This window comes from Sphingomonas sp. SP3 (assembly GCF_058514305.1).
In genome coordinates, this window is record NZ_JBZSOE010000001.1 from 1,881,320 (window position 1) to 1,902,949 (window position 21,630).

General features: G+C 67.1%; 8 protein-coding genes. 6 read left to right on the forward strand and 2 right to left on the reverse strand.

The annotated features are described in order from the left end of the window. The first annotated feature begins 182 nt into the window (after positions 1–182). The 3 genes from AC4K8G_RS09820 to AC4K8G_RS09830 all read left to right on the forward strand — a co-directional run bounded on the left by AC4K8G_RS09820 (position 183) and on the right by AC4K8G_RS09830 (position 19,783). Positions 183–17,696, forward strand: coding sequence for a hypothetical protein (locus AC4K8G_RS09820; protein ID WP_491733965.1), 17,514 nt, complete (start codon positions 183–185; stop codon positions 17,694–17,696). Between the two features lie 51 nt (positions 17,697–17,747). After that, a complete protein-coding gene (locus tag AC4K8G_RS09825) occupies positions 17,748–18,749 on the forward strand; it encodes a threonine aldolase family protein (RefSeq protein ID WP_491733966.1) in 1,002 nt (333 codons plus the stop codon). A gap of 77 nt (positions 18,750–18,826) precedes the next feature. After that, entirely contained in the window at positions 18,827–19,783 is a 957-nt protein-coding gene (locus AC4K8G_RS09830) for a DMT family transporter (protein WP_491733967.1), read from the forward strand. A gap of 8 nt (positions 19,784–19,791) precedes the next feature. On the opposite strand, the gene AC4K8G_RS09835 is transcribed toward AC4K8G_RS09830, so the two are convergent. Beyond that, positions 19,792–20,163, reverse strand: coding sequence for a DUF6491 family protein (locus tag AC4K8G_RS09835; protein ID WP_491733968.1), 372 nt, complete (start codon positions 20,161–20,163; stop codon positions 19,792–19,794). An 86-nt stretch (positions 20,164–20,249) separates the two neighbouring features. On the opposite strand from AC4K8G_RS09835, the gene AC4K8G_RS09840 reads away from it, so the two are divergent. Together AC4K8G_RS09840 and AC4K8G_RS09845 are read left to right on the forward strand one after the other, a co-directional pair. Then, entirely contained in the window at positions 20,250–20,468 is a 219-nt protein-coding gene (locus tag AC4K8G_RS09840; protein ID WP_491733969.1) for a KTSC domain-containing protein, read from the forward strand. 65 nt (positions 20,469–20,533) lie between these two features. Further along, entirely contained in the window at positions 20,534–20,704 is a 171-nt protein-coding gene (locus AC4K8G_RS09845) for a hypothetical protein (RefSeq protein WP_491733970.1), read from the forward strand. On the opposite strand, the gene AC4K8G_RS09850 is transcribed toward AC4K8G_RS09845, so the two are convergent. After that, a complete protein-coding gene (locus tag AC4K8G_RS09850; RefSeq protein ID WP_491733971.1) occupies positions 20,701–21,264 on the reverse strand; it encodes a hypothetical protein in 564 nt (187 codons plus the stop codon). The genes AC4K8G_RS09845 and AC4K8G_RS09850 overlap by 4 nt on opposite strands. Before the next feature lie 81 nt (positions 21,265–21,345). On the opposite strand from AC4K8G_RS09850, the gene AC4K8G_RS09855 reads away from it, so the two are divergent. Then, a complete protein-coding gene (locus tag AC4K8G_RS09855; protein WP_491733972.1) occupies positions 21,346–21,552 on the forward strand; it encodes a hypothetical protein in 207 nt (68 codons plus the stop codon). The last annotated feature ends 78 nt before the right edge of the window (positions 21,553–21,630 follow it).

Sequence of the window (21,630 nt, forward strand, 5' to 3'; positions counted from 1 at the left end):
GGCTGTGCTCAGTCGGCCCGTCGTGGGGGTGTTTGAAACGGGGATTTTCGCATAGCGTCGCCGGCTCGGGGGGCTGAAAGCTAGGCACTTCCAACGTTTTAATTCGCTGAAACCCAACAGACGGGTTGTGCTCGATTGAGCGGCGTATTGCCAGTCACGACGCGGGGCGGGGGTGTCGTGTAATGGTTGGAGACTCAGAGTCTGTTCGCCTGGCGCTCGTTGCCAGGTTCGTTAATCGGTTCGCCGACCGCTTCGATCCAGCGGGCGTAACCGCGAAGCAGCGGCTCGCCGCGGCCACCGAGCTCGACCGCCTTATCCTGCTGTTCAGCGGTCAGTCTGACGAGCTTCAGAACGCACTTGTCGGCCTTCGCAATCGGCTCTGCACACCGTCCCCCAATTGTGCGATCGCCGCTCGCTCCCGTTCAACGCATCGCGGGCTGTCGCTACTCCTAAGGCTGCTTCCACCGCTGGCGACCGCGGGCGCATTTGCAGCGGCAACCATCGCCACCCCGGCGATGGCCGCGATTCCCGTGTATACGGTCGGAAGCTCGATCGTTTATCCGGAGACGGGCGCGACCGAGACTGTCTCGCAACTCCTCGACAATTATGCGGTCGTGACCTCGGCAGGGCATTGGATCCTGCTCGCGCAGACGGTTGGCGACACCTACACGGTCACCGACCAGTCGACCGTTCCAGCGACGCTGACGACGTATCAGGTGACGGCCGTCACCACGACTTCCGGGCGGGTGACGGGGGTTACCGTCAAGAACCTGACCACCAACGCCACCTCGACTATTGCAACGTACAGCAATTACACTGGGCCGCCCCCGGCCGGCGGCGGCACTGGGTCCGGAACTACCTACGCCACGCCGACAACGCCTGGCACGGCGTACATCGACATTCGCAGCGGCGGCGACGGCGGCGATGGCCGCGATGGCGGCGGCGTCTGCTTTGGCATCTTGGGCTGCATCGAATATTCGCCGGGCGACGGCGGCGCCGGTGGAACCGCCGCGCCCTTCACAGACACAATCGCCCTGTCGTGGGGCGCCATTAACCTGAGCGGAGACAACAAGCCGGGCATCGTCGTCGTCAGCAAGGGCGGGGACGGCGGGGACGGCGGCACCGGCTATGGCAATATCGCGCCGGCTCATGGCGGCGATGGCGGCGATGGCGGCACTGTCACCGCGATCAACCAAACCTCCGTCACGACCAACGGGCTCAACAGCTTCGGCATGCTGGTGCAGAGCGCTGGCGGACGCTCGGGCTCGGGCGGCAATTGCTACGTGGCGTGCAGCGGCGGCGGTCCTGGCGTACCCGGCGACGGCGGCAGCGCGACCGGCATCAACCAGAACCAGATCACGACCGGCGGGAACGGCTCGGTCGGGCTGCTAGTCCAGAGCACTGGCGGCAACTCAGGCACCGGCGGGTCGAGCTACGGCATCGTCGGCGACGGCGGCAGTGGCGGCTACGGCGGCAATGGCGGTGACGCGCATGCTGAAAATGACGGGTCCATCCATACCACGGGCGACTGGGCGTTCGGCGTCCAGGCGCAGTCGATTGGCGGCATTGGCGGCAATAGCGGCTCTGCCGGCGGTATCGTCGCGTTCACCGGGAGCGGCGGCGGTGGCGGCCATGGCGGATTCGCCTGGGCCGAACTGGGCTCGACCAGCTCCACGATAACCGAAGGCAATTGGGCGCATGGCGTGCTCGTCCAGTCGATCGGCGGGGGTGGTGGCTCGACCGGCTCAACTGGCGGCGTTGCCTCGTTCGGCGGCAGCGGCGGCGACGGCGGCTACGCCGGGAACGTGCAGGTCGACGCGGCGGCCGGCGCCTATATCGAAACCAAGGGCATCGGCGCCTACGGCATTTACGCCCAGTCGATCGGCGGCACTGGCGGTACTGCGGGCGGGACCGGCGGCGTTTTCACGATGGGCGGCTCGGGCGGCTCCGGCAAGGCCGGCGGCAGCGTCACGGTGAACAGCTCGGCGACCATCGTCACACATGAGCAGGACGCGCGCGGTATTGTCGCACAGTCGGTCGGCGGCGGCGGCGGTAGCGCGAACACCTCGGGCGGTCTCGTTACACTAGGCGGCAGCGGCGGCAGCGGCGGCGACGGCGGCATCGTTACTGTGACGCTCGGCGCGGCGAGCGACATCACGACATCGGGTAGCGGCGCTGACGGCGTTGTCGCTCAATCCATCGGCGGCGGCGGCGGATCCGGAGCCTCGGCGGTCGGCATCGTCGCGCTCGGCGGCAAGGGTAGCACCGGGGGCATCGGCAAGCTGGTTACGGTCAACAATGCCGGCGATATCACGACCGGCGGCCGGCTGGCCCGAGGCATCTACGGACAATCGGTCGGCGGCGGCGGCGGCAGCGGCGGCGATGGCGGTGGCTTGGTCTCGATCGGCGGATCGTCGAGCACTGGCGGCAACGGCGGCAACGTCATCATCGGCAACACTGGTATCATCCGGACAACGGGCGCCTTCAGCCAAGGCATTTACGCCCAGTCGATTGGCGGCGGTGGGGGCAGCGGCGGTGACGCCGGCGGCCTCGCGGCGATCGGTGGTTCGGGCTCGGGCGGCGGTATCGGCGGCAGCGTTACCGTCACCAATGGCGGTACCGTTTCGACCGCCGGCAATATGTCGTCAGCCATCCAGGCTGAATCAATCGGCGGCGGCGGCGGCGACGGCGGATCCTCCGGCGGCGCGTTCCTGACGATTGGCGGCAGTGGTGGCGCTGGCAATAATGGCGGCACGGTCACCGCGAATATTTCGGGTGGCATGCAGACTACCGGCGACGATTCTCACGGCTTGTTCGCGCAGTCGGTTGGTGGCGGCGGCGGCAATGGCGGGTCGTCGACGTCGGTCAGCCTATTCGCGGGCGTCTCGCTCGGCGGCAGCGGAAGTTCAGGCGGCAAAGGCGGCGACGTCACGGTCAATTTCACGAGCGTGAATTCGGTATTGCCGCAGATCATCACCACCGGCGACCGGTCGCGCGGCATTTTCGCGCAGTCGGTTGGCGGCGGCGGGGGCACCGGCGGCTTTGCGGTTCAGGCCTCTGCAGGCGCCTTCGGATCGGCCAGCATCGCGCTTGGCGGCAGCGGCGGCGCCGGGAGCCAGGGCGGCACCGTCACGGTCAACGGCGATGTCTCGATCCTGACTACCGGTGACTTCTCCGAAGGGTTATTTGCACAGAGCGTTGGAGGCGGTGGCGGCGCGGGCGGAGCCTCGGTCGCGGCATCTGCATCGGGCGGCCTCGGTTTCAGCGGTTCCTTCTCGATGAGCCTCGGCGGATCGGGCGGAAGCGGGGGAATTGGCGGTACCGTCAACGTCGATTCCGGTGGCAGCATCGAGACTCAGGGATCCTACTCGACCGGCTTCATCGCGCAGTCGGTTGGCGGCGGCGGCGGCAAGGGTGGCATGAGCGTCAGTGTCGCGGCAGCGGCCAGCGATAGCGTGGCCGTCACAGCTGCGGTCGGAATCGGCGGCGACGGCGGCAACGGCGGCATGGGCGGCACCGTCGATGCCACCTTTGATGGCAACATCCTCACCGGTGGCGACGATCGCCTAGGGACCGATGCCGCTGGCTTCATTGCCCAGTCAATTGGCGGCGGCGGTGGCACCGGGGGCTTCAACATTTCCGGCACTCTCGGCCTGTCGGGCGGGGCCAGCATCGGCGGCGCGGTCGGCCTTGGCGGCAAAGGCGGCCTTGGCGGCGCCGGTGGGCAAGTAACCGGTGAAGTCGGCGGCAACATCCAAACCGGCGGCGACCGCTCAACCGGCATGCTGGTTCAGTCGGTTGGCGGCGGCGGCGGGTCGGGCGGCTATAACGTCAGCGGCAACATCCAGGCGTCGGGCGGATTTGCAGGCGGCGTCGCAGTCGGCCTCGGCGGCGCAGGTGGCGGCGCGGGCGGTGGTGGTGTGGTCACCGGCACGGCCGACGGCACCGTCCTCACCTATGGCGATCAGTCTGACGGCGTCGTGATCCAGTCGGTCGGCGGCGGCGGCGGATCGGGCGGATTCAACGTTAGTGGCAACCTCGCGTTCGGCGGTAGCGCCGGGCTCGGCGTTTCCGTCGGCCTTGGCGGCTCCGGCGGCACGGGCGGTGCGGGCAATACGGTCACTGGCGATGTCTACGACAGCGTCGAAACATGGGGCGACCAGTCGCGCGGCATTCTCGTCCAATCCGCCGGCGGCGGTGGCGGCGCAGGCGCGTTCAACATCAGCGGAAATCTGACTGTCGGCGGGGTTGCCAGCGGTTCGATCGGTGTTGGCCTTGGCGGCTCGGGCGGAAGCGGCGGCGGGGCCAATTGGGTCGACGCCAGCGCTGAATCGGTTACGACGCACGGCGACCAGTCGGCTGGCTTCATCGCGCAATCGGTCGGCGGCGGCGGGGGCGCAGGCGGCTTCAACGTCACCGGCGGCTTGAGCTTCGGCGGCACCGCTGCAGGCAATATCGGCGTCGGTCTCGGCGGTTCAGGCGGCACCGGCGGATCCGCGCTGTGGGTTGATTCTGAGCTCACTGGCATCGCCAGGACCTACGGCAACGAATCCGCCGCAATCATCGCCCAGAGCGTCGGCGGCGGCGGCGGCTCGGGCGGCTTCAACATCAGTGGATCGCTGACTGCAGCCGGAACCGGCGCGGTCGGGATCAACGTCGGTATCGGCGGCGCGGGCGGTGGCGGCGGAACCGCCGATGCAGTCGACCTGGACGTCATCGGTAGCGCACACACCGAAGGCGACGACAGCGATGCGATCCTCGCTCAGTCCGTCGGCGGCGGCGGCGGCGCGGGCGCGTTCAACGTCTCGGGTGGGATCTCTCTCTCCGGCGCGGGCGCTGGCAATATCGGCGTCGGCATCGGCGGTGCTGGCGGGACCGGCGGCATTTCCGGCGCCGTTACGGTCAACGTCAACAAGAACATCCTTGGCCTCGACGAGGATACCGTTGCGGCAACGACCAAGGGCGATCGCTCGCGCGGCATTGTCGCTCAGTCGCTTGCGGGCGGCGGCGGCTCCGGCGGATTCAACGTTACTGGGAACATTGCCCTCGCGAGCGCTGGCGCTGGCGGCGTCAATGTCGGCATTGGCGGCTCCGGAGGTACGGGCGGGAAGGCCAGCACGGTCACCGTCAATGTGAAGGGCTACACCGCGACCGAAGGCGACGGAAGCGATGGAATTCTCGCTCAGTCGATCGGCGGCGGTGGCGGCGCGGGCGGCTTCAACGTCACCGGCGGCCTCAATGTCGGCGGAGTCGGCGCGGCCTCGGTCGGTGTCGGGATTGGCGGTTCGGGCGGCCTCGGCGGCGCGGCCGACCAGGTCACGGTCGACGTCAATGACGGCTATTCCGCAACCAACGACCAGCTGGTTGCAGCGTCGACCTTGGGCGACGATTCGCGGGGCATTGTCGCTCAATCGCTGGGCGGCGGCGGCGGCGCGGGCGGCTTCAACGTCACCGCGTCGATTACCGCGGGCGGAACGGGCGCTGGCGGTGTCAATGTTGGTATCGGCGGGTCGGGCGGCGGCGGCGGCGCGGCCGGCATCGTCGACGTCGGAATCACCGGCGCGACGCTGACCGAGGGCAAGGGCAGTGATGCCATTCTTGCCCAGTCGATCGGCGGCGGCGGTGGCGCGGGCGGCTTCAACGTCTCCGGCGGCCTCGCCCTGGCGGGCGCAGGCGCCGGCACGGTCAATGTCGGCATCGGTGGATCGGGCGGCTCAGGCGGCTCGGGCGAAGCCGTGACTCTCGATATCAACAAGGCAGTGACGACGCCGACCGCGGCGCTGGTCGCCGCCTCCACCAAGGGCGATGATTCCCGCGGCATTGTTGCGCAGTCGCTGGGCGGCGGCGGCGGTTCGGGCGGCTTCAACGTCACCGCCGCGATCAACGCGGCCGGCACGGGCGCGGGCGGCGCCAATGTCGGCATCGGCGGTTCGGGCGGAAGTGGCGGCGCCGGCAAATCGGTGACGGTCGACATCACCGGTTCAACCTACACTGAAGGCAACGATAGCGACGGCATCCTCATCCAATCCGTCGGCGGCGGCGGTGGTGCGGGCGGCTTCAACGTTGGCGCGGGAATCTCCGCTGGCGGCACGGGCGCGGGCAGCGTCAACGTCGGCATCGGCGGTTCTGGCGGCAGCGGCGGTATCTCCGGCATCGTCATCGCGGACGTCAACAAGCGTACCGCGATGGACGAAACGCTGGTTGCGGCCAGCACGCTTGGTGATGGGTCGCGCGGCATCGTCGCGCAGTCCCTCGGCGGCGGTGGCGGCTCAGGCGGATTCAACGTCACCGGTTCGATCAACGCGGCCGGGACGGGCGCTGGCGGCGTCAATGTCGGCATCGGCGGTTCGGGCGGCGGCGGCGGACAATCGGAAACGGTGACCCTGAAGGTCAGGGGCATGACCTCCACCGAAGGTAGCGACAGCGACGCGGTCCTTGCCCAATCGATCGGCGGCGGCGGCGGTGCCGGCGGCTTCAACGTGACGGCGGGGATTGATCTTGCGGGCGCGGGCGCCGGCTCGGTCAATGTTGGCGTCGGCGGTTCAGGCGGCCTCGGCGGCCGCGGCGAGGACGTCACTCTCGACATCAATGATGGCTATTCGGCAACCAACACGCTGCTGACTGCGGCGACCACCACGGGCGACAATTCGCGCGGCGTTGTTGCCCAGTCGCTGGGCGGCGGCGGCGGTTCTGGCGGCTTCAACGTCACCGGTTCCATTTCCGCGGCCGGCACCGGCGGCGGGGCGGTCAACGTTGGCATCGGCGGCTCTGGCGGCGGTGGCGGGCAGGCGGGCATCGTCGATGTCGGCATCACCGGCGCAACCTACACGCAAGGCAAGAGCAGCGACGCGGTGCTCGCCCAGTCGATCGGCGGCGGCGGCGGCGCGGGCGGTTTCAACGTCTCGGCTGGAATTGCAGTTGGCGGGACGGGCGCGGGCACGGTCAATGTCGGCGTCGGCGGTTCCGGCGGCACCGGCGGAGACGGCGAGGCCGTCACGCTCGACCTCAATCGCGGCGTGACGAGCCCGACCGGTGACCTGGTCGCTGCATCGACGATGGGTGATGAATCGCGCGGAATCGTTGCTCAGTCCCTGGGCGGCGGTGGTGGCTCGGGCGGCTTCAACGTCGCCGCGGGAATCAACGCGGCCGGGACGGGCGCTGGCGGCGCCAATGTCGGGATTGGCGGATCCGGCGGCGGTGGCGGCGTTGGCAAGGCGGTGACCGTCAATGTCACCGGGTCGACCTATACCGAGGGCGACGATAGCGACGGCATCCTGATCCAGTCGGTCGGGGGCGGCGGCGGCGCGGGCGGCTTCAACGTCGGCGCAGGGATTTCGGTCGCCGGAACTGGCGCTGGAAGCCTCAATGTCGGCGTCGGCGGTTCGGGCGGCAGTGGTGGCGTTTCGGGCGTGGTTATTGCGGACGTCAACACCCGCACGGCGATGGATGAGTTTTTGATCGCCTCGTCGACGCTCGGCGACAATTCGCGGGGCATCGTCGCGCAATCGCTGGGCGGCGGCGGCGGCTCGGGCGGATTCAACGTTACTGGCGCGATCAACGGCGCCGGCACTGGCGCAGGCGGAGTCAATGTTGGCGTCGGTGGCTCCGGCGGAAACGGCGGACAGTCGGAAGCGGTGACTCTGACGATCAGGGGCGCGACCTCCACCGAGGGCGACAACAGCGATGGCGTGCTTGCCCAATCGATCGGTGGCGGCGGGGGCGCAGGCGGCTTCAACGTCACTGCCGGGATCGACATCGGGGGCACGGGTGCCGGTTCGGTCAACGTCGGTGTCGGCGGGTCGGGCGGCCTTGGCGGCAGGTCCGAGAACGTCACCCTCGACATCAATGATGGCTATACGGCGACCAACGCGCTGCTGGTCGCGGCGACCACCAGTGGGGACAATTCGCGCGGCATCGTCGCCCAGTCGCTGGGCGGCGGCGGCGGCGCCGGCGGCTTCAACGTCACGGGCTCGATCCAAGGCGCCGGAACCGGCGCTGGCGGCGTAAACGTCGGGGTTGGCGGCTCGGGCGGCGGCGGCGGGCAGGCCGGCGTGGTCAATGTCGGCGTCAGCGGCGCGACTTACACGCAGGGCAACAACAGCGACGGCGTGCTCGCCCAGTCAGTGGGCGGCGGCGGCGGCGCCGGCGGCTTCAACGTGACGGCGGGGATCGCGCTTGCGGGCAAGGGTGCTGGGACGGTCAATGTCGGCGTTGGCGGATCGGGCGGGCTCGGTGGCGATGCCGACGATGTCACGGTCGAAATCAATCGGGCCGTAACGGCGCCGACGGATCTGCTCGTTGCGGCCTACACCTTGGGTGACGAATCGCGCGGCGTGGTCGCGCAGTCGCTCGGAGGCGGCGGCGGCGCGGGTGGCTTCAACGTCACCGGTTCGATCAATGGCGCCGGCACCGGCTCTGGCGGCGTTGCGGTCGGCGTAGGCGGTTCGGGTGGCGGCGGCGGCAATGCCTTCGACGTGATCGCCGATATTACCGGCGTGACCTATACCGGAGGCGACGACAGCGATGGCATCCTCGCCCAATCGATCGGCGGCGGCGGTGGCGTTGGGGGCTTTAACGTTACGGCCGGGGTCAGCCTTGCCGGCAAGGGCGCCGGAACGGTCGGCGTCGGCGTCGGCGGCAGCGGCGGAAACGGCGGATATTCGGGTGAGGTTACGCTCGATGTCCAGCAGCGCACCGACGACAGCGCGGACACGCTCTATTCGGCGATCACTCGCGGCGACAATTCTCGCGGTATCGTTGCCCAGTCGCTGGGTGGCGGCGGCGGTGCTGGAGGCTTCAACATCACCGGCCTGCTGTCTGCGGCCAGCGAAGGCGCGGGGAATCTAGGCGTTGGCGTTGGCGGCGGCGGCGGCGATGGCGGTTACGCGCTCGGCGTTACCGCACACGTCAACGGCGACATCGACACCACCGGCAATGAATCAGGTGCGCTCCTGCTGCAGTCGGTGGGCGGCGGTGGCGGTGCTGGCGGCTTCAACGTCACCGGCGGAATTGCCCTGTCGAAGAAGCTCGCCGGCAACATCATGGTCGGCGTTGGCGGCTTCGGCGGCGACGGCGGCTATGCTTCAGACGTCGACGGCACGCTGACCGGCGATATCATTACGCGCGGCGACGGCTCGTTCGGCGCTGCGATGCAAAGCCTTGGTGGGGGCGGCGGCGCGGGTGGCTTCAACGTCACGGGCGGCATTTCGATTTCCATGGGCGATACCGGCGCGGGCACGCTCGGCGTTGGCATCGGCGGCTTCGGCGGCGATGGCGGCGACGCCGGAAAGGTTACCGGCTCGATCACCGGCAATATCACGACCGTCGGCGACGATGCGTACGGCGCGCTGATGCAGTCGGCCGGCGGCGGCGGCGGCTCTGGCGGCTTCAACGTGACCGGCGGCATTTCGGCCAGCCGCAGCACCACCGGTTCGCTCGGCTTCGGTCTTGGCGGTTTCGGCGGCGGCGGCGGCGATGCAGACGAAGTCGACGGGACCATCGATGGCGACGTCACGACATTCGGCGACAACAGCTACGGCGCGATGCTGCAAAGCGTCGGCGGAGCGGGCGGTAACGGCGCGTTCAACGTAACCGGCAACGTCTCCTTCACGCCCAGCGACGATACGTCGGTAGCGGTCTCGGTCGGCGTTGGCGGCTTCGGCGGCGGCGCCGGCAAGGCCGAAAAGGTCACCGGCGATATCACCGGAACTTACATCACCCAGGGCAAGCAGTCCGCGGGCGTCATCGCCCAGTCGCTTGGCGGCGGCGGCGGCAACGGCGGACTGAACATTTCCGGCGCGCTCGCGATCGGCACAGGCACCGCGGGCACCGGGACAGTCGGCATCGGCGGCTTCGGCGGCGACGGTGGCGATGCCGGTGAAGTCATCTTCACACGCACCGGCGACACCTTCACAAGCGGCGCGGAATCGGACGGCATTGTCGTGCAAAGCCTCGGCGGTGGCGGTGGCCACGGGGGGATCGACGTCACAGCCGGCATTTCCTTCACGACGGCCGGCGACGCGGCCAGCCTCGGCTTCGGGCTTGGCGGTTTCGGCGGCGGCGGCGGCATCGGCCAGAACGTCACCGCGACCATCACCGGTAACGTGCTTGCTTCGGGGCTGACGTCCGACATCCGCACGCCCGAGGAAACCGTAACCCCCTTCCCGGACCTGTTTCCGGACATCTCCTTCACCAACCCGGCCTACCGGACACGCGACGGCGGCTCAAACGGCGTCATCATCCAGTCGATCGGCGGCGGTGGCGGCGCAGGCGGGATGAACGTCAGCGGCCAGATTTCGATCACCGGATCGAGCGACAACAAGTCGCGCGTCGCTGCGCTTGGCGTTGGCGGGTTTGGCGGCGACGGCGGCGATGCGGGCGTTGTGATCGCCGACATCGGCGCGCCGGTTGGCTCGACCGATCGGGTCCAGGTCCAGGGCATTGGCGACGACAAGGTCGCGGTCGCGATCCAGTCGATCGGCGGCGGCGGCGGCCAGGGCGGGATTAATGTCTCGGGCGGCATTTCGACCTCGGGCCAGCTGGTCATGGGCGTTGGCGGGTTCGGCGGCGACGGCGGCCTTGGGCGCAGTGTTACGGGCACGGTCGATGCAGATCTGTTCGCGTCGGGCAATCGGTCGACCGGCTTACTCGCGCAGTCGGTTGGCGGCGGCGGCGGCGCCGGCGGCATCAACGTCTCGGGCGGCATTGAGGCGACCAAGACCGGCACCGAGCCTTCTGTCGTCTTTGGCGTCGGAGGGTTTGGCGGCGCCGGCAACACGGCCGACGACGTCACCATCACGCAGCACGGCCAGGTCATGGTCGACGGTGCGGAAGCGCACGGCATCCTCGTCCAGTCGGTCGGCGGTGGCGGCGGCTTGGGCGGCCTCAGCGTTGCGGCTTCGGTCAATACTGGCACCGGTCCCGCGAAGACTGATGGCTTGGCGATTGCCGGCGGGCTTGGCGGCAAGGGCGGCACCGGCGCGGACGCCGGCGATGTCAGCCTCACCAGCAATGGCAATGTCTTTGTCAACACGGTCATCAGCGTCGATCCGGACACCAACGCCGTCACCTACTCTGGTGTCGAGTTCGCCAGGAACGCGCCCGGCGTGGTCGCTCAGTCGATCGGCGGCGGCGGTGGCGCGGGCGGCATGAACGTCACCGGCGCGATTGCTCCCAAGGGCAGCCCGATCGCCATCGGAGTCGGCGGCACTGGCGGTGTCGGCGGCGACGCCGGCGACGTGACGGTTGTTCGCGGCTACACCGACGTCGCCGGGGTTGAAACCGAGACTCCTGGCCTCATCACCACGTTCGGCGACGGATCGACTGGCCTCGAGGCGCAGTCGATCGGCGGTGGTGGCGGAGATGCCGGCATGAACTTCGTCTTCGCAGCGACGCTGCAGGGCGAAGAAAGCGACAATGTCGCGGGGATTTTCGCAATCGGCGGTGACGGCTCGGCGGCGGGCGACGGCGGCATCGTCGACGTTCGCCACAACGGAGACATCCTGACCGATGGCGACGCCAGCGCGGGCATCCTTGCGCAATCGCTCGCGGGCGGCGGCGGCAACGCCAACTTCAACGTCGGCCTCGGCCTTGTGCGCAACGCGACTGCGCTGACGGTCGCGGTCGGCGGCGGCAGCGGAGATGGCGGCACCGCGGGCAACGTCACCGTCGACCACGACGGCTTCATCGAAACCCACGGCGACGGATCGAACGGCATCACGGCGCAGTCGCTCGCTGGTGGCGGTGGCAACGCGGCGCTCAACATGGCGCCGGCCCTGCTGGCCAAGAACAAGCTTCAGATCGGTATCGGCCGCGAAGGCGGCGCGGGCGGTCTTGGCGGCAACGTCGAGGTCACCACGGACGGCACGATCGTCACGAAGGGCATGGATTCGCTTGGCATCCTGGCCCAGTCGACCGGCGGTGCCGGCGGCACCAGCGGCTCCATCGCAATTTCCGGGTCGGGACGCAGCGGCACGGGCAGCGACGCCAAGAGCTTCGGCGGTTCGTTCGCGCTCGGCCTTGAAGGCGGCGCCGGCGGCAAGTCGGGCACGGTCAGCGTCTACAACCACGCCGACATCAGCACGGAAGGCGACCGCTCGAAGGGCATCGTCGCCCAGTCGATCGGCGGCGAAGGCGGCATGGGCGGCGGCGTCACCAACATCATCTTCCAGGACGCTGGCTCGCTCGCCATGGCGATCGGCGGGGCCGGCGGCACTGGAGCGATCTCGGACCTCGTCACGGTCACCAACGATGCACTGATCCTGACCAAGGGCACAGAAGCGGACGGCATCCTCGCCCAGTCCCTCGGCGGCGGCGGCGGTGCCGGCGGCCAGGCGATGACGCTCGACCTCGAGCTGCGCGGCTCAAGCAGCGACAAAGCCTCGACGACCGTCACTGTTGCGGTCGGCGGCAAGGGCGGCGGCGGCGCCGTCTCCGGCGATGTGGACGTCACTAATACCGGTACGATCGCCACCAGCGGCGACCGTTCCTACGGCATTCGCGCTCAGGCCATCGGCGGCGGTGGCGGTGTCGGCGGCGCAGTCGTCGGTGCTCACATCCAGGGCAACGGCACGGACAGCTCGCTCGACATCAACGTCGGCGGCGCGGGCGGCACCGGCAACACCGCCGGTGACGTCGACGTCCTGAACGAAGGCCTGATCTACACGACCGGCATCGATTCGGCTGGCATCAGCGCCAACTCTATCGGCGGCGGCGGCGGCGACGCCGGCGTGATCATGGATCTCGCGATTGGCGCCGGGGGTGGCCAGTCCAATTCCCTTCGCGCCGTGTTCAACATCGGCGGCAATGGCGGCAGCGGCGGTACCGGCGGCGATGTCACCGTCACCAACCGCCCGACCACAGCGCTCAACAGCGGCACGATCGTTACCGAAGGCGCGGGCGCCTACGGCATCTTCGCGCAATCGCTCGGCGGCGGCGGCGGCAACAGCTCGTCGATCCTTTCACTGACTGTCGTCACGGGAAGCAAGGACAACGGCACGTTCGGCTTCAATTTCGGCGCTATCGGCGGCGACGGAAATACCGGCGGCACTGTCACCGTCGACAATAGCGGTCTCATCCAGACGGCGGGCGAGGGCGCCCACGGCATCTTCGCGCAGTCGATCGGCGGCGGCGGCGGCAATGGCGGCCTCGTGCTCGCCGCCAACCTCAACATTAGCGCTCCGACCAATGCTCCGCTGATCGCGATCGGCGGTGTCGGCGGCGACGGCGGAGACGGCGGCAATGTCACCGTCACCAACAGCGGCCAAATCCTGACTACCGGCGCGAATGCTGACGGTATCCTGGCGCAGTCGATCGGTGGCGGCGGCGGCAATTCGTCGATGGGCTTCGGCCTTACCGGCGAGCCCTACACGTTGGTTATCGGCAACGCCTTGTCGGCGATCGTCGGAGCGACCGGCGGCGGCAGTGGCGGTACCGGCGGCAACGTCACTGTGAACCACACCGGCGACATTACCGTGCTCGGCGCGGGTTCGCAGGCAATCGTCGCCGAAAGCATTAACGGCGGCGGCGGGACGATCAACCTGTCGTTCAACGGCATCACCACGCTTCCGGGCTTCGCTTATGGCGGCAGCACCGACCCGGCGGCGCCGCCCGATCCGTTGGTGATCGCACGCGCCGGCGCTGACGGCTCAACGGACATGAATAGCGGCAAGGTGACCGTGAACTCCAGCGGTACCATCGGCGCGGGCGGCGACCATGGTGCCGGCATCAGCTTCCAGGCCATCGGCGGCGGTGGCGGCACGATCGTGCTGCACAGCGACGTCGTGACCCTCGATGATCCCGACTACACCGATCCGCAACTTCCGCTGGCGTTCTCGGGAACGCTCGGCGGAATCGACGGCGACAACAACAATGGCGGTGATCTGGAGAGCGAACACGACGGGCAGATTCTGACCGACGGCACCGACACGACCGGCATTCGCTTGCAGACCATCGGCGGCGGCGGCGGTGTCCTGATCGTCGACGCAACGACCGAAGATCCGACCGAGTTCGGCGGGGTCAACGCGATTCTCGGCGGGACCGATACCGGCAATTCGGCCGGCGGCAACATCATCCATAACCAAAGCGGCTTCGTTGGGACGGCGGGCAATTTCTCGCCCGGCGCAATCATCCAATCCATTGGCGGCGGCGGCGGTTCTGCGCAGATCTTTGTCGGATCGGCCGCGACCACTGCGGCCTCAACGGCGGCGGCGATGCCGGCAATCACGAGCAAAGCTGGCCTGCTGTCCTCGACAGTGAGCCCGCTATCCGTTCCTCCAACCCCGACAAGCGCAACCCTGGGCGCGAACGGCGGCACCGGAAACGATGGCGGCACGATCGGCACGAGCTTCACCGGCGGCTTCATGACCGGAGGCAGCCACAGCCCGGGCCTAGTCGTTCAATCCATCGGCGCAGGCGGCGGCCAGGTGTTGTTCCAGGGCGTCGACTCCCCGAACATCACTCTTGGCGGCAACTCCGGAGCGACCGGGTCGGGCGAGAACGTCAGTGTCCTCAATGGCGGCAGCGTCTACACCGAGGGCCAGGGCTCGCACGGCGTGCTCCTTCAGTCGATTGGCGGCGGCGGCGGCGCGGTATTCGGTGACTTCACCTCGCCGGTCGTCACGCTCAGCGACGATAACAGCGGTGACGCCGGCAACGTCGATTATCGACAGGAAGGTGACATCGTCACGCTTGGCGACGGCGCCCTCGGCATCATCGCGCAGAGCATTGGCGGCGGCGGCGGCTTCGTCGACGGCACATTCGCCGGCACTGCAGGCGGCGCTGGCGCCGCGGGCTCGGTTTCGCTGGACATCGACGGGACCATTTACACCGCCGGCGATCGCTCGATCGCGGTCTTCATGCAATCGGTCGGAGACGGCAGCGGCGGCATCATCGATTACAATCAATCGGGCGACATCATCACCTGGGGCGACGGAGCGATCGGCCTGCTCATGCAAAGCTTCGGCGGCGCTGGGGGCAATCCCTTCGCCGGAATCTTTGCGGCCGATGCGGGGACCGGAACTGCCGGACCGTTGTCGTTCCACATGGATGGGTCGATCTTCACCGCGGGCACGGATGCTTATGGCGCGCTGATCCAGTCGATCGGCGGCGGCGATTCCGGGGCCCTCGATTATCACCAGTCCGGCGACGTCGTGACGCAGGGTGACGGAGCCGTTGGAATCATCGCGCAGAGTCTTGCGGGCGGCGGCGGGTACGCGGCTGATACCTTCGGCAATGACGGCGGTACGGGTGACGCCGGCTCGATCGCGCTCAAGCTAAATGGCTCGGTCCAGACCAAGGGCGAGGACGCTTATGGCGTGCTGCTGCAGAGCGTCGGCGGCGGAAACGGCGGCGACATCGATTACACCCAGAAGGGCGACGTCACGACCTACGGCGCCGGCGCCATCGGGATCATTGCGCAGAGCCTGGGCGGCGGCGGCGGCTTCGCTGACGGTACATTCGGCAATGCCGGTGGAGCTGGCGACGCCGGCTCGATTGCGTTCGACCTGACGGGCTCCGTCTCGACTCAGGGTACGGGCGCTTATGGCATCCTGATGCAGACGATCGGCGGCGGCGATGCCGGCTCCATAGATTACTCGCAGACGGGCGACATCCTCGTATCCGGCGCCAATTCGTTTGGCATCGTGGCGCAAAGCCTCGGCGGCGGCGGAAGCTTTGACGGCTCGTCCATCTCTGGCTTTGCAGCGGCGGCAGCTGCGGCGAAGACCGCGGCATTCGCACCTCTTGCGATCACTGCGACCGGCACCGGCGGGCCGATCACGCTCGACATCACGGGTTCGGTCCTGGCACCCGGCGCCAATTCGATCGCGGTCTATGCGGAAAGCAACGGCCCGGGTGGCGGTGGCAACATCACCATCAACAGCGATGGCGATATTCGCGGCGGCAGCGGATCCGGCGTCGGCGTGAAGATTGTCGGCGGCGTCGACAACACGATCACCACCACCGGGACGATTTCGGCTGTGTCCGGCACCGCCATCGAAGCCGGCGATGGAAACGATCATATCGTCAACAACGGTGCAATCATCGGAAACGTGTACCTCGGTGGCGGCAACAACAGCCTCGTCAACGGGCCGGGTGCACTCTTCACATCGATCGACACCATCGATCTTGGGCCGGATGGCGTGTTTACCAACGAGGGCGATATGCACCTCGGCCTGTCGGCGCCGCGTTTCCCGATCGACCTGGCGGCCGGCGAAACCTGGGGTTCGGGCGGCGGCAGCGCCAGCGCGAGCGCGCAGGCTGCCCAAGCTGCAGAGGCGGCCATGAGCCTCAATTTCGGCACCGGCGTGATCAGCCACCTCACGATCAATGGCTCGTTCGTCCAGACAGACACCGGCCACGACTGGTTCGACATTGCGTTCGGGCCTTATGAGTCCGACCTTGTCACCGTCACGGGCGATGCGACGGTGGCCGGCACTGCCGACATCACGCTCATCTGGCTCGAAAATGCAGATCCGATACCGCTCTTTGCGACGGGCGGTGTCGGCGTCGACAACGGGCTAGTAATCCCGGACACGATCGCGCTCGACTATCATGTGCTTGCCGGGGACGAGGGCATCCAGCTCGCGTTCGACAGCGATTTCGGCCAAGCGTTCCTCAACCCCAACGAGCAATCCCTCGGCCATTACATGGACCGCGCGCTGCTTGCGGGTGGCGCCTCGGGCATTGGCCGTCTGATGGCCTTGCTGGGCAACCTGACCGCAGGCGAAGAAGGGATTTACGCCGAAATCTTCGACGAGCTCGACCCCGAAGCGCTGCTTGCTCCGTCGGTCACCCAATTCGTCGCCGCGCGTGAATTCGGCCAGCAGTTGTTTGGTTGCCATCGCGTGTCCACGACCGCCGACCGCACCTGCATGTGGGGACAGATCGGCACGCACAGCATCAAGCGCAACGGCGACCGCGGCGACCTGTCGTTCAAGCAGAACGGCGGGGCACAATTGCGCGGCGGGCTCGAGCAGCCGCTCGGCAGCGGTTTCGGCCTTGCAGCCGCTATTGGCTACGACGCGCTGGCCGATCTTCGTTTCAACAGCGGCCAGGCTAAGTCCGACGGGAACGGGCTCCATGGCGGCATCGGCCTGCGCAAGCTATTCGGGCCGGGCGACGCGGGCTCGATTTCGATCACCGCCAGCGCCGGTCGTCAGAAGAACGATGCGAAGCGCAACCAGAACATCTTTGTCGCCGGCGTCGGCCGCTCCAACTACAAAACGAGCTACGAGCAGCTGGCTGGCAACGTCGGCTACAGCTTCGACCTCGGCAAACTCTTTGTCCGCCCCGAGGTCGACGGATCGATCATTTGGCTGAAGCAACACGGCTTCACCGAAGACGGCCTCGCTGGCCTCGGCGTAACGGCGCCAAGCGACACCAACCGCATCGAAACCGTGTCGCCGCATCTGACCTTCGGCATGAACATCACGCCAACCGCACGGTTCTCCCTGACCGGTGGCGGCGTGTTCCATGACCGGGGCTCGATCACTCATCCGTTCCGGCTCATCGGCAGCGATCAAACGACCGATCCGGCGCTGATGTCGACGCGCTTCGACAAGAGCTCATTCCTTGCCGGTGCCAATCTTGAGGTGGTCGGTAACGAGCGGATGAAGATCGACGCCAACTATCGCGGCGAGTTCGGCAAATCGGTCACTTCGCACACCGCCAATATCGACGTGAGGTTTGTCTTCTGAGGCTGCCGCGCCGCGATTGACGGGCCGAGCGGGTGCCGTCATTCGCCGGTGATGCGCTTCTTTTCGGACAATGCGGCGGTCGCCCATCCCAAAGTGATGGAAGCGATCGCCGCTTCCAACCACGTCGATACCGCGTACGACGGCGACGCTCTCAGCAAGCGGCTGGACGGCGTCCTCTCGAACCTGTTTGAGACTGAAGTTCGCGCATTCTGGGTTACGACTGGCACCGCGGCCAATTGCATTGCCCTTGGCGCCCTCTGCCCGCCCTACCGCGCAATCCTGTGCCACAAGGACGCGCATATCGAGGTCGATGAAGCGGGGGCTCCGGGCTTCTTTACCGGCGGCGCCAAGCTCGTGCTACTCGATGGAGCCGGCGCAAAGATCGACGCCGAAACGGTGTGCGCTGCTTGCGAACGCATCCGCCCCGACGTCCACCAGGTTCAGCCAGCCGCCATCTCGATCACCAACGCGACCGAATATGGCCTGGTCTATCGCGCGGATGAGGTTGCCGCATTGGGCGACGTCGCGAAAGCCAAAGGTCTCGCCTTCCATATGGACGGCGCTCGCTTCGCCAATGCGCTGGCGACAACCGGCGAAAGCGCGGCGGACGTGACCTGGCGCGCCGGGGTCGACGCGCTTTCGTTCGGGTTCGTTAAGAATGGCGGGCTCAGCGCTGAATGCCTGGTGCTGTTCAAGACCGAACTCGCCGACGAGGTTGCGGTCAGGCGCAAGCGGGCGGGGCACCTCGCCTCGAAGGGCCGCATGCTCGCGGCGCAAATCCTGGCCCTGCTTGAGGACGGCCTTTGGCTGGAGAATGGGGGAGCCGCCAATGCGGCTGCGCAGGCCCTGGCCAGGGCCGCTCCGCAGCGGCTGGTCTATCCCGTCGAAGCGAACGAAGTCTTCCTCAATGTCTCGAGCGAAGAGGCACAGCGCCTGCGCGACCAAGGCTTTGATTTCTACGACTGGGGACCCGGCGAAATCCGCCTCGTGACCAGCTGGGACCAGCGCGGTGAAGACGTCGAGCGATTTGCCGCGGCGCTTGCCGCCCTATGAGCCGCATAAGCGCTGCTTATCAGCGTTCGATCGCCATTGATTGGCGCAAGACGCGCGGCGTCGCTTAGTCTCTGTCGATGCCGCGGGATGTGAACAAGGGCGAGGCTCCCGAAAACCTTCAGGCCGAGATGGGCTCGGTCGTCATCCCATTCATCATCTTCACCGCGATCTGGGGCTCGACGTGGATTGTCATTCGCGGCCAGCTGGGAACCGTGCCGCCGCAATGGTCGGTCGCCTACCGCTTCGCCATTGCCGCGGTGGCCATGGCGATCGTGGCGTTATGGAAAGGCGACAGCCTAAAGCTCGATCGCAAAGGGTTTTTGGCGGCACTTTTCCTGGGCTTCTTCCAGTTCAGCGTGAACTTTAACGCCGTGTATCTGGCCGAGCGGCACATCACTTCGGGCGTGGTCGCCACCGTGTTTGCGCTGCTGCTCATCCCCGCGACCCTGCTTGGGTGGGCATTGCTCGGGCACCGCCCGACCAAGCGCTTCGCCTGGAGTTCGGTCGTCGCCGTGGCCGGCATGACGCTTTTGTTCGTGCACGAGCTGCACCAACATGCCGCGAGCCCGCGCCAGGTCGTCGCCGGCATCCTCCTCACGCTGTGCGGCATGCTTGGCGCCGCGATCGCCAATGTCGCCCAGGCCCGCCCCGAGATCCGCAAATATCCTTTGTTCGGCCTGCTTGCCTGGTCGATGGCGGTCGGCGCGCTGATCGACGCTCTCTTGGCCTTTGCAGTCGCCGGCCCGCCGGTGTTCGACCCCCGCCCGGTCTATTGGGTGGGCTTGCTCTACCTGGCGCTAGCCGCCTCGGTTCTGACCTTCAGCCTTTATTACCCGGTGGTTCGCAAAATCGGGCCGGCCAAGGCCGCTTACTCAAGCGTCGTGCTGCCGATCATTGCCATGGGCTTCTCGACCTGGCTCGAACATTATGAGTGGACATCACTGACCATCACCGGCGCACTGTTGGCGCTCGGCGGCATGGCCGGTGCTCTTAGCCGCGGCCGTCCGGCGACGTCCGCGCCGACAACCGACTGAGCCGCTTTTCAGGCAGCCAGGGCCGCTCGCGACAAGCTTTGGATGTCCGTGATCCGACAGCGGGCCAGCGGTGTCTGATAGGCTGTGATGATCTGCTGAGGGTGGCCCTCGCACAGCCAAGAGTCATCGACCGGCCGAACACCGATTTCCATCATCCAGCTGAAGTCGGGACAGTTGGGGCCGAGCCTGATTTGGAACGGACCTTGAGCCGTTTGCAGCTGAACCGATCCGTCAGGAGCAGAGGCATAGCCGAGCACCTCATTGGCGTGAAAACATTGCGGCGCGCGGCTGAACTGTGCCGGCGCAGCGGCCGGCTGAGTCGCGCAGGCAGTAACCGCAACAAGGCTGAGACCGGCAAGCAGTGGAACAGGCTTGATCATCGAGGCTCTCCTTCACCACGTACATCGCACAATGAACCTAAATGCCCTTAGTTGGAGCAGGGTAGAAGCCCAATCGTTCAAAGCCCATGCCTTCCTCAGTAATTCGCCGCTTCGTTTACGATCAGATGGAAGGTGAGCTGTGGGTCGAGTTCACGACCGGCCGCCGCTACGTCTACTCCGAAGTTCCCGAAGAGGTCGCCGAGGCGTTTCGCTCGGCCTTCTCCAAGGGCGCCTATTTCAACTCCCGGATTCGTGACAATTTTCCCTATCGCGAGATAAGCCGCTCAGAAGAAACACATTCTTAAGCGGTCAGGAGCACAATCGGGCGATGGTCCCGATGCGCTCCAGTACGATATTCAAGAGCCGCTGGATGGCGCTCGTCTGGGCCGCCGGCATCATCTGGTTCGCTTATGATTTCGTCACGCCGACGGATGGCCAGGCGAACAGCAGTGACAATGGGGTCGAGATCACCGACGCGAGCGGTGCCCCCGTGTCACCGGATGAGGCGAAGCAGCTCGAAGAGGCAGTGAAGAACCTCTAGGCGGGTGCCTTCCACTCAACCCGCTCGATGTGCCAGCGGCGTTGTGCCTCAGTGGAGCCCGGCACATCGTTGACCCTCCTCAAGATGACATCGGCAGCCCGCCGGTACTCGGCACTGCTCTTCTCTTTGCCATAGAAGATCGCGGGTACGGTCACATAGCTGGAGCCGGCCGCTCCTTCCATGTCCCCGGGCTTACCGATTTCCATGTGCACTTCGGATGCGTTGCGCCAATTCCGATCGAACGCCTTCGCTGTGGCCGCGTCGGACCAAAGCTTCCACGATTCCGTCCAGCGGCCCTGTTCAATCAGGGCGCCATAATGCTGCACGACCTGGCCGGCCGCCTCCGCGCTCTTGGGATCGATCGGCCCGTTGGGCTCCTCGAGCGGCGTCCTGTCGTCCGGCAGCGAGACATTGGCGACACGGTTGAGATCCAGCCCAGGCGCGCTCGCAGCTGCGGGCTGGTTATCGACCTCGTTCCTTACGGCTTCCTGTGGGGCCGGCTGATTGCAGGCCGCCAGCCCCCCCAGCAGCATCGCCGTCGCAAGTCTCTCGAATCTCAATGCCTTACTCCTTCGCGGAACCGCCGTTGCGACGGTTCGTTCGTTTCGCAGCAATAACAGGATGAGACAGGGAGAGTTTCCATGGCCGATGATAACGGCACGGAGCGCGAACACACGACCGTAGTCGAAACTGGTGGCGGCGGGGGAGGCGGCGTTCTCGCCGTTGTCCTGCTGATCATCGTCGTTCTGGTGCTCCTGTTCCTCTTCCGCGGCCAGCTCGGCCTCGGCGGAAGCAAGACCACTGTCGACGTTCCCGACAAGATCGACGTCAACGTCAACCACAACTGACCGGAGAGGGTCAGGTGAGCGCGGGCGGGTCGCGAGTCCCCGTCGGCGTGCGGGCGCGGCCTTAACCGGCCGCGCCCG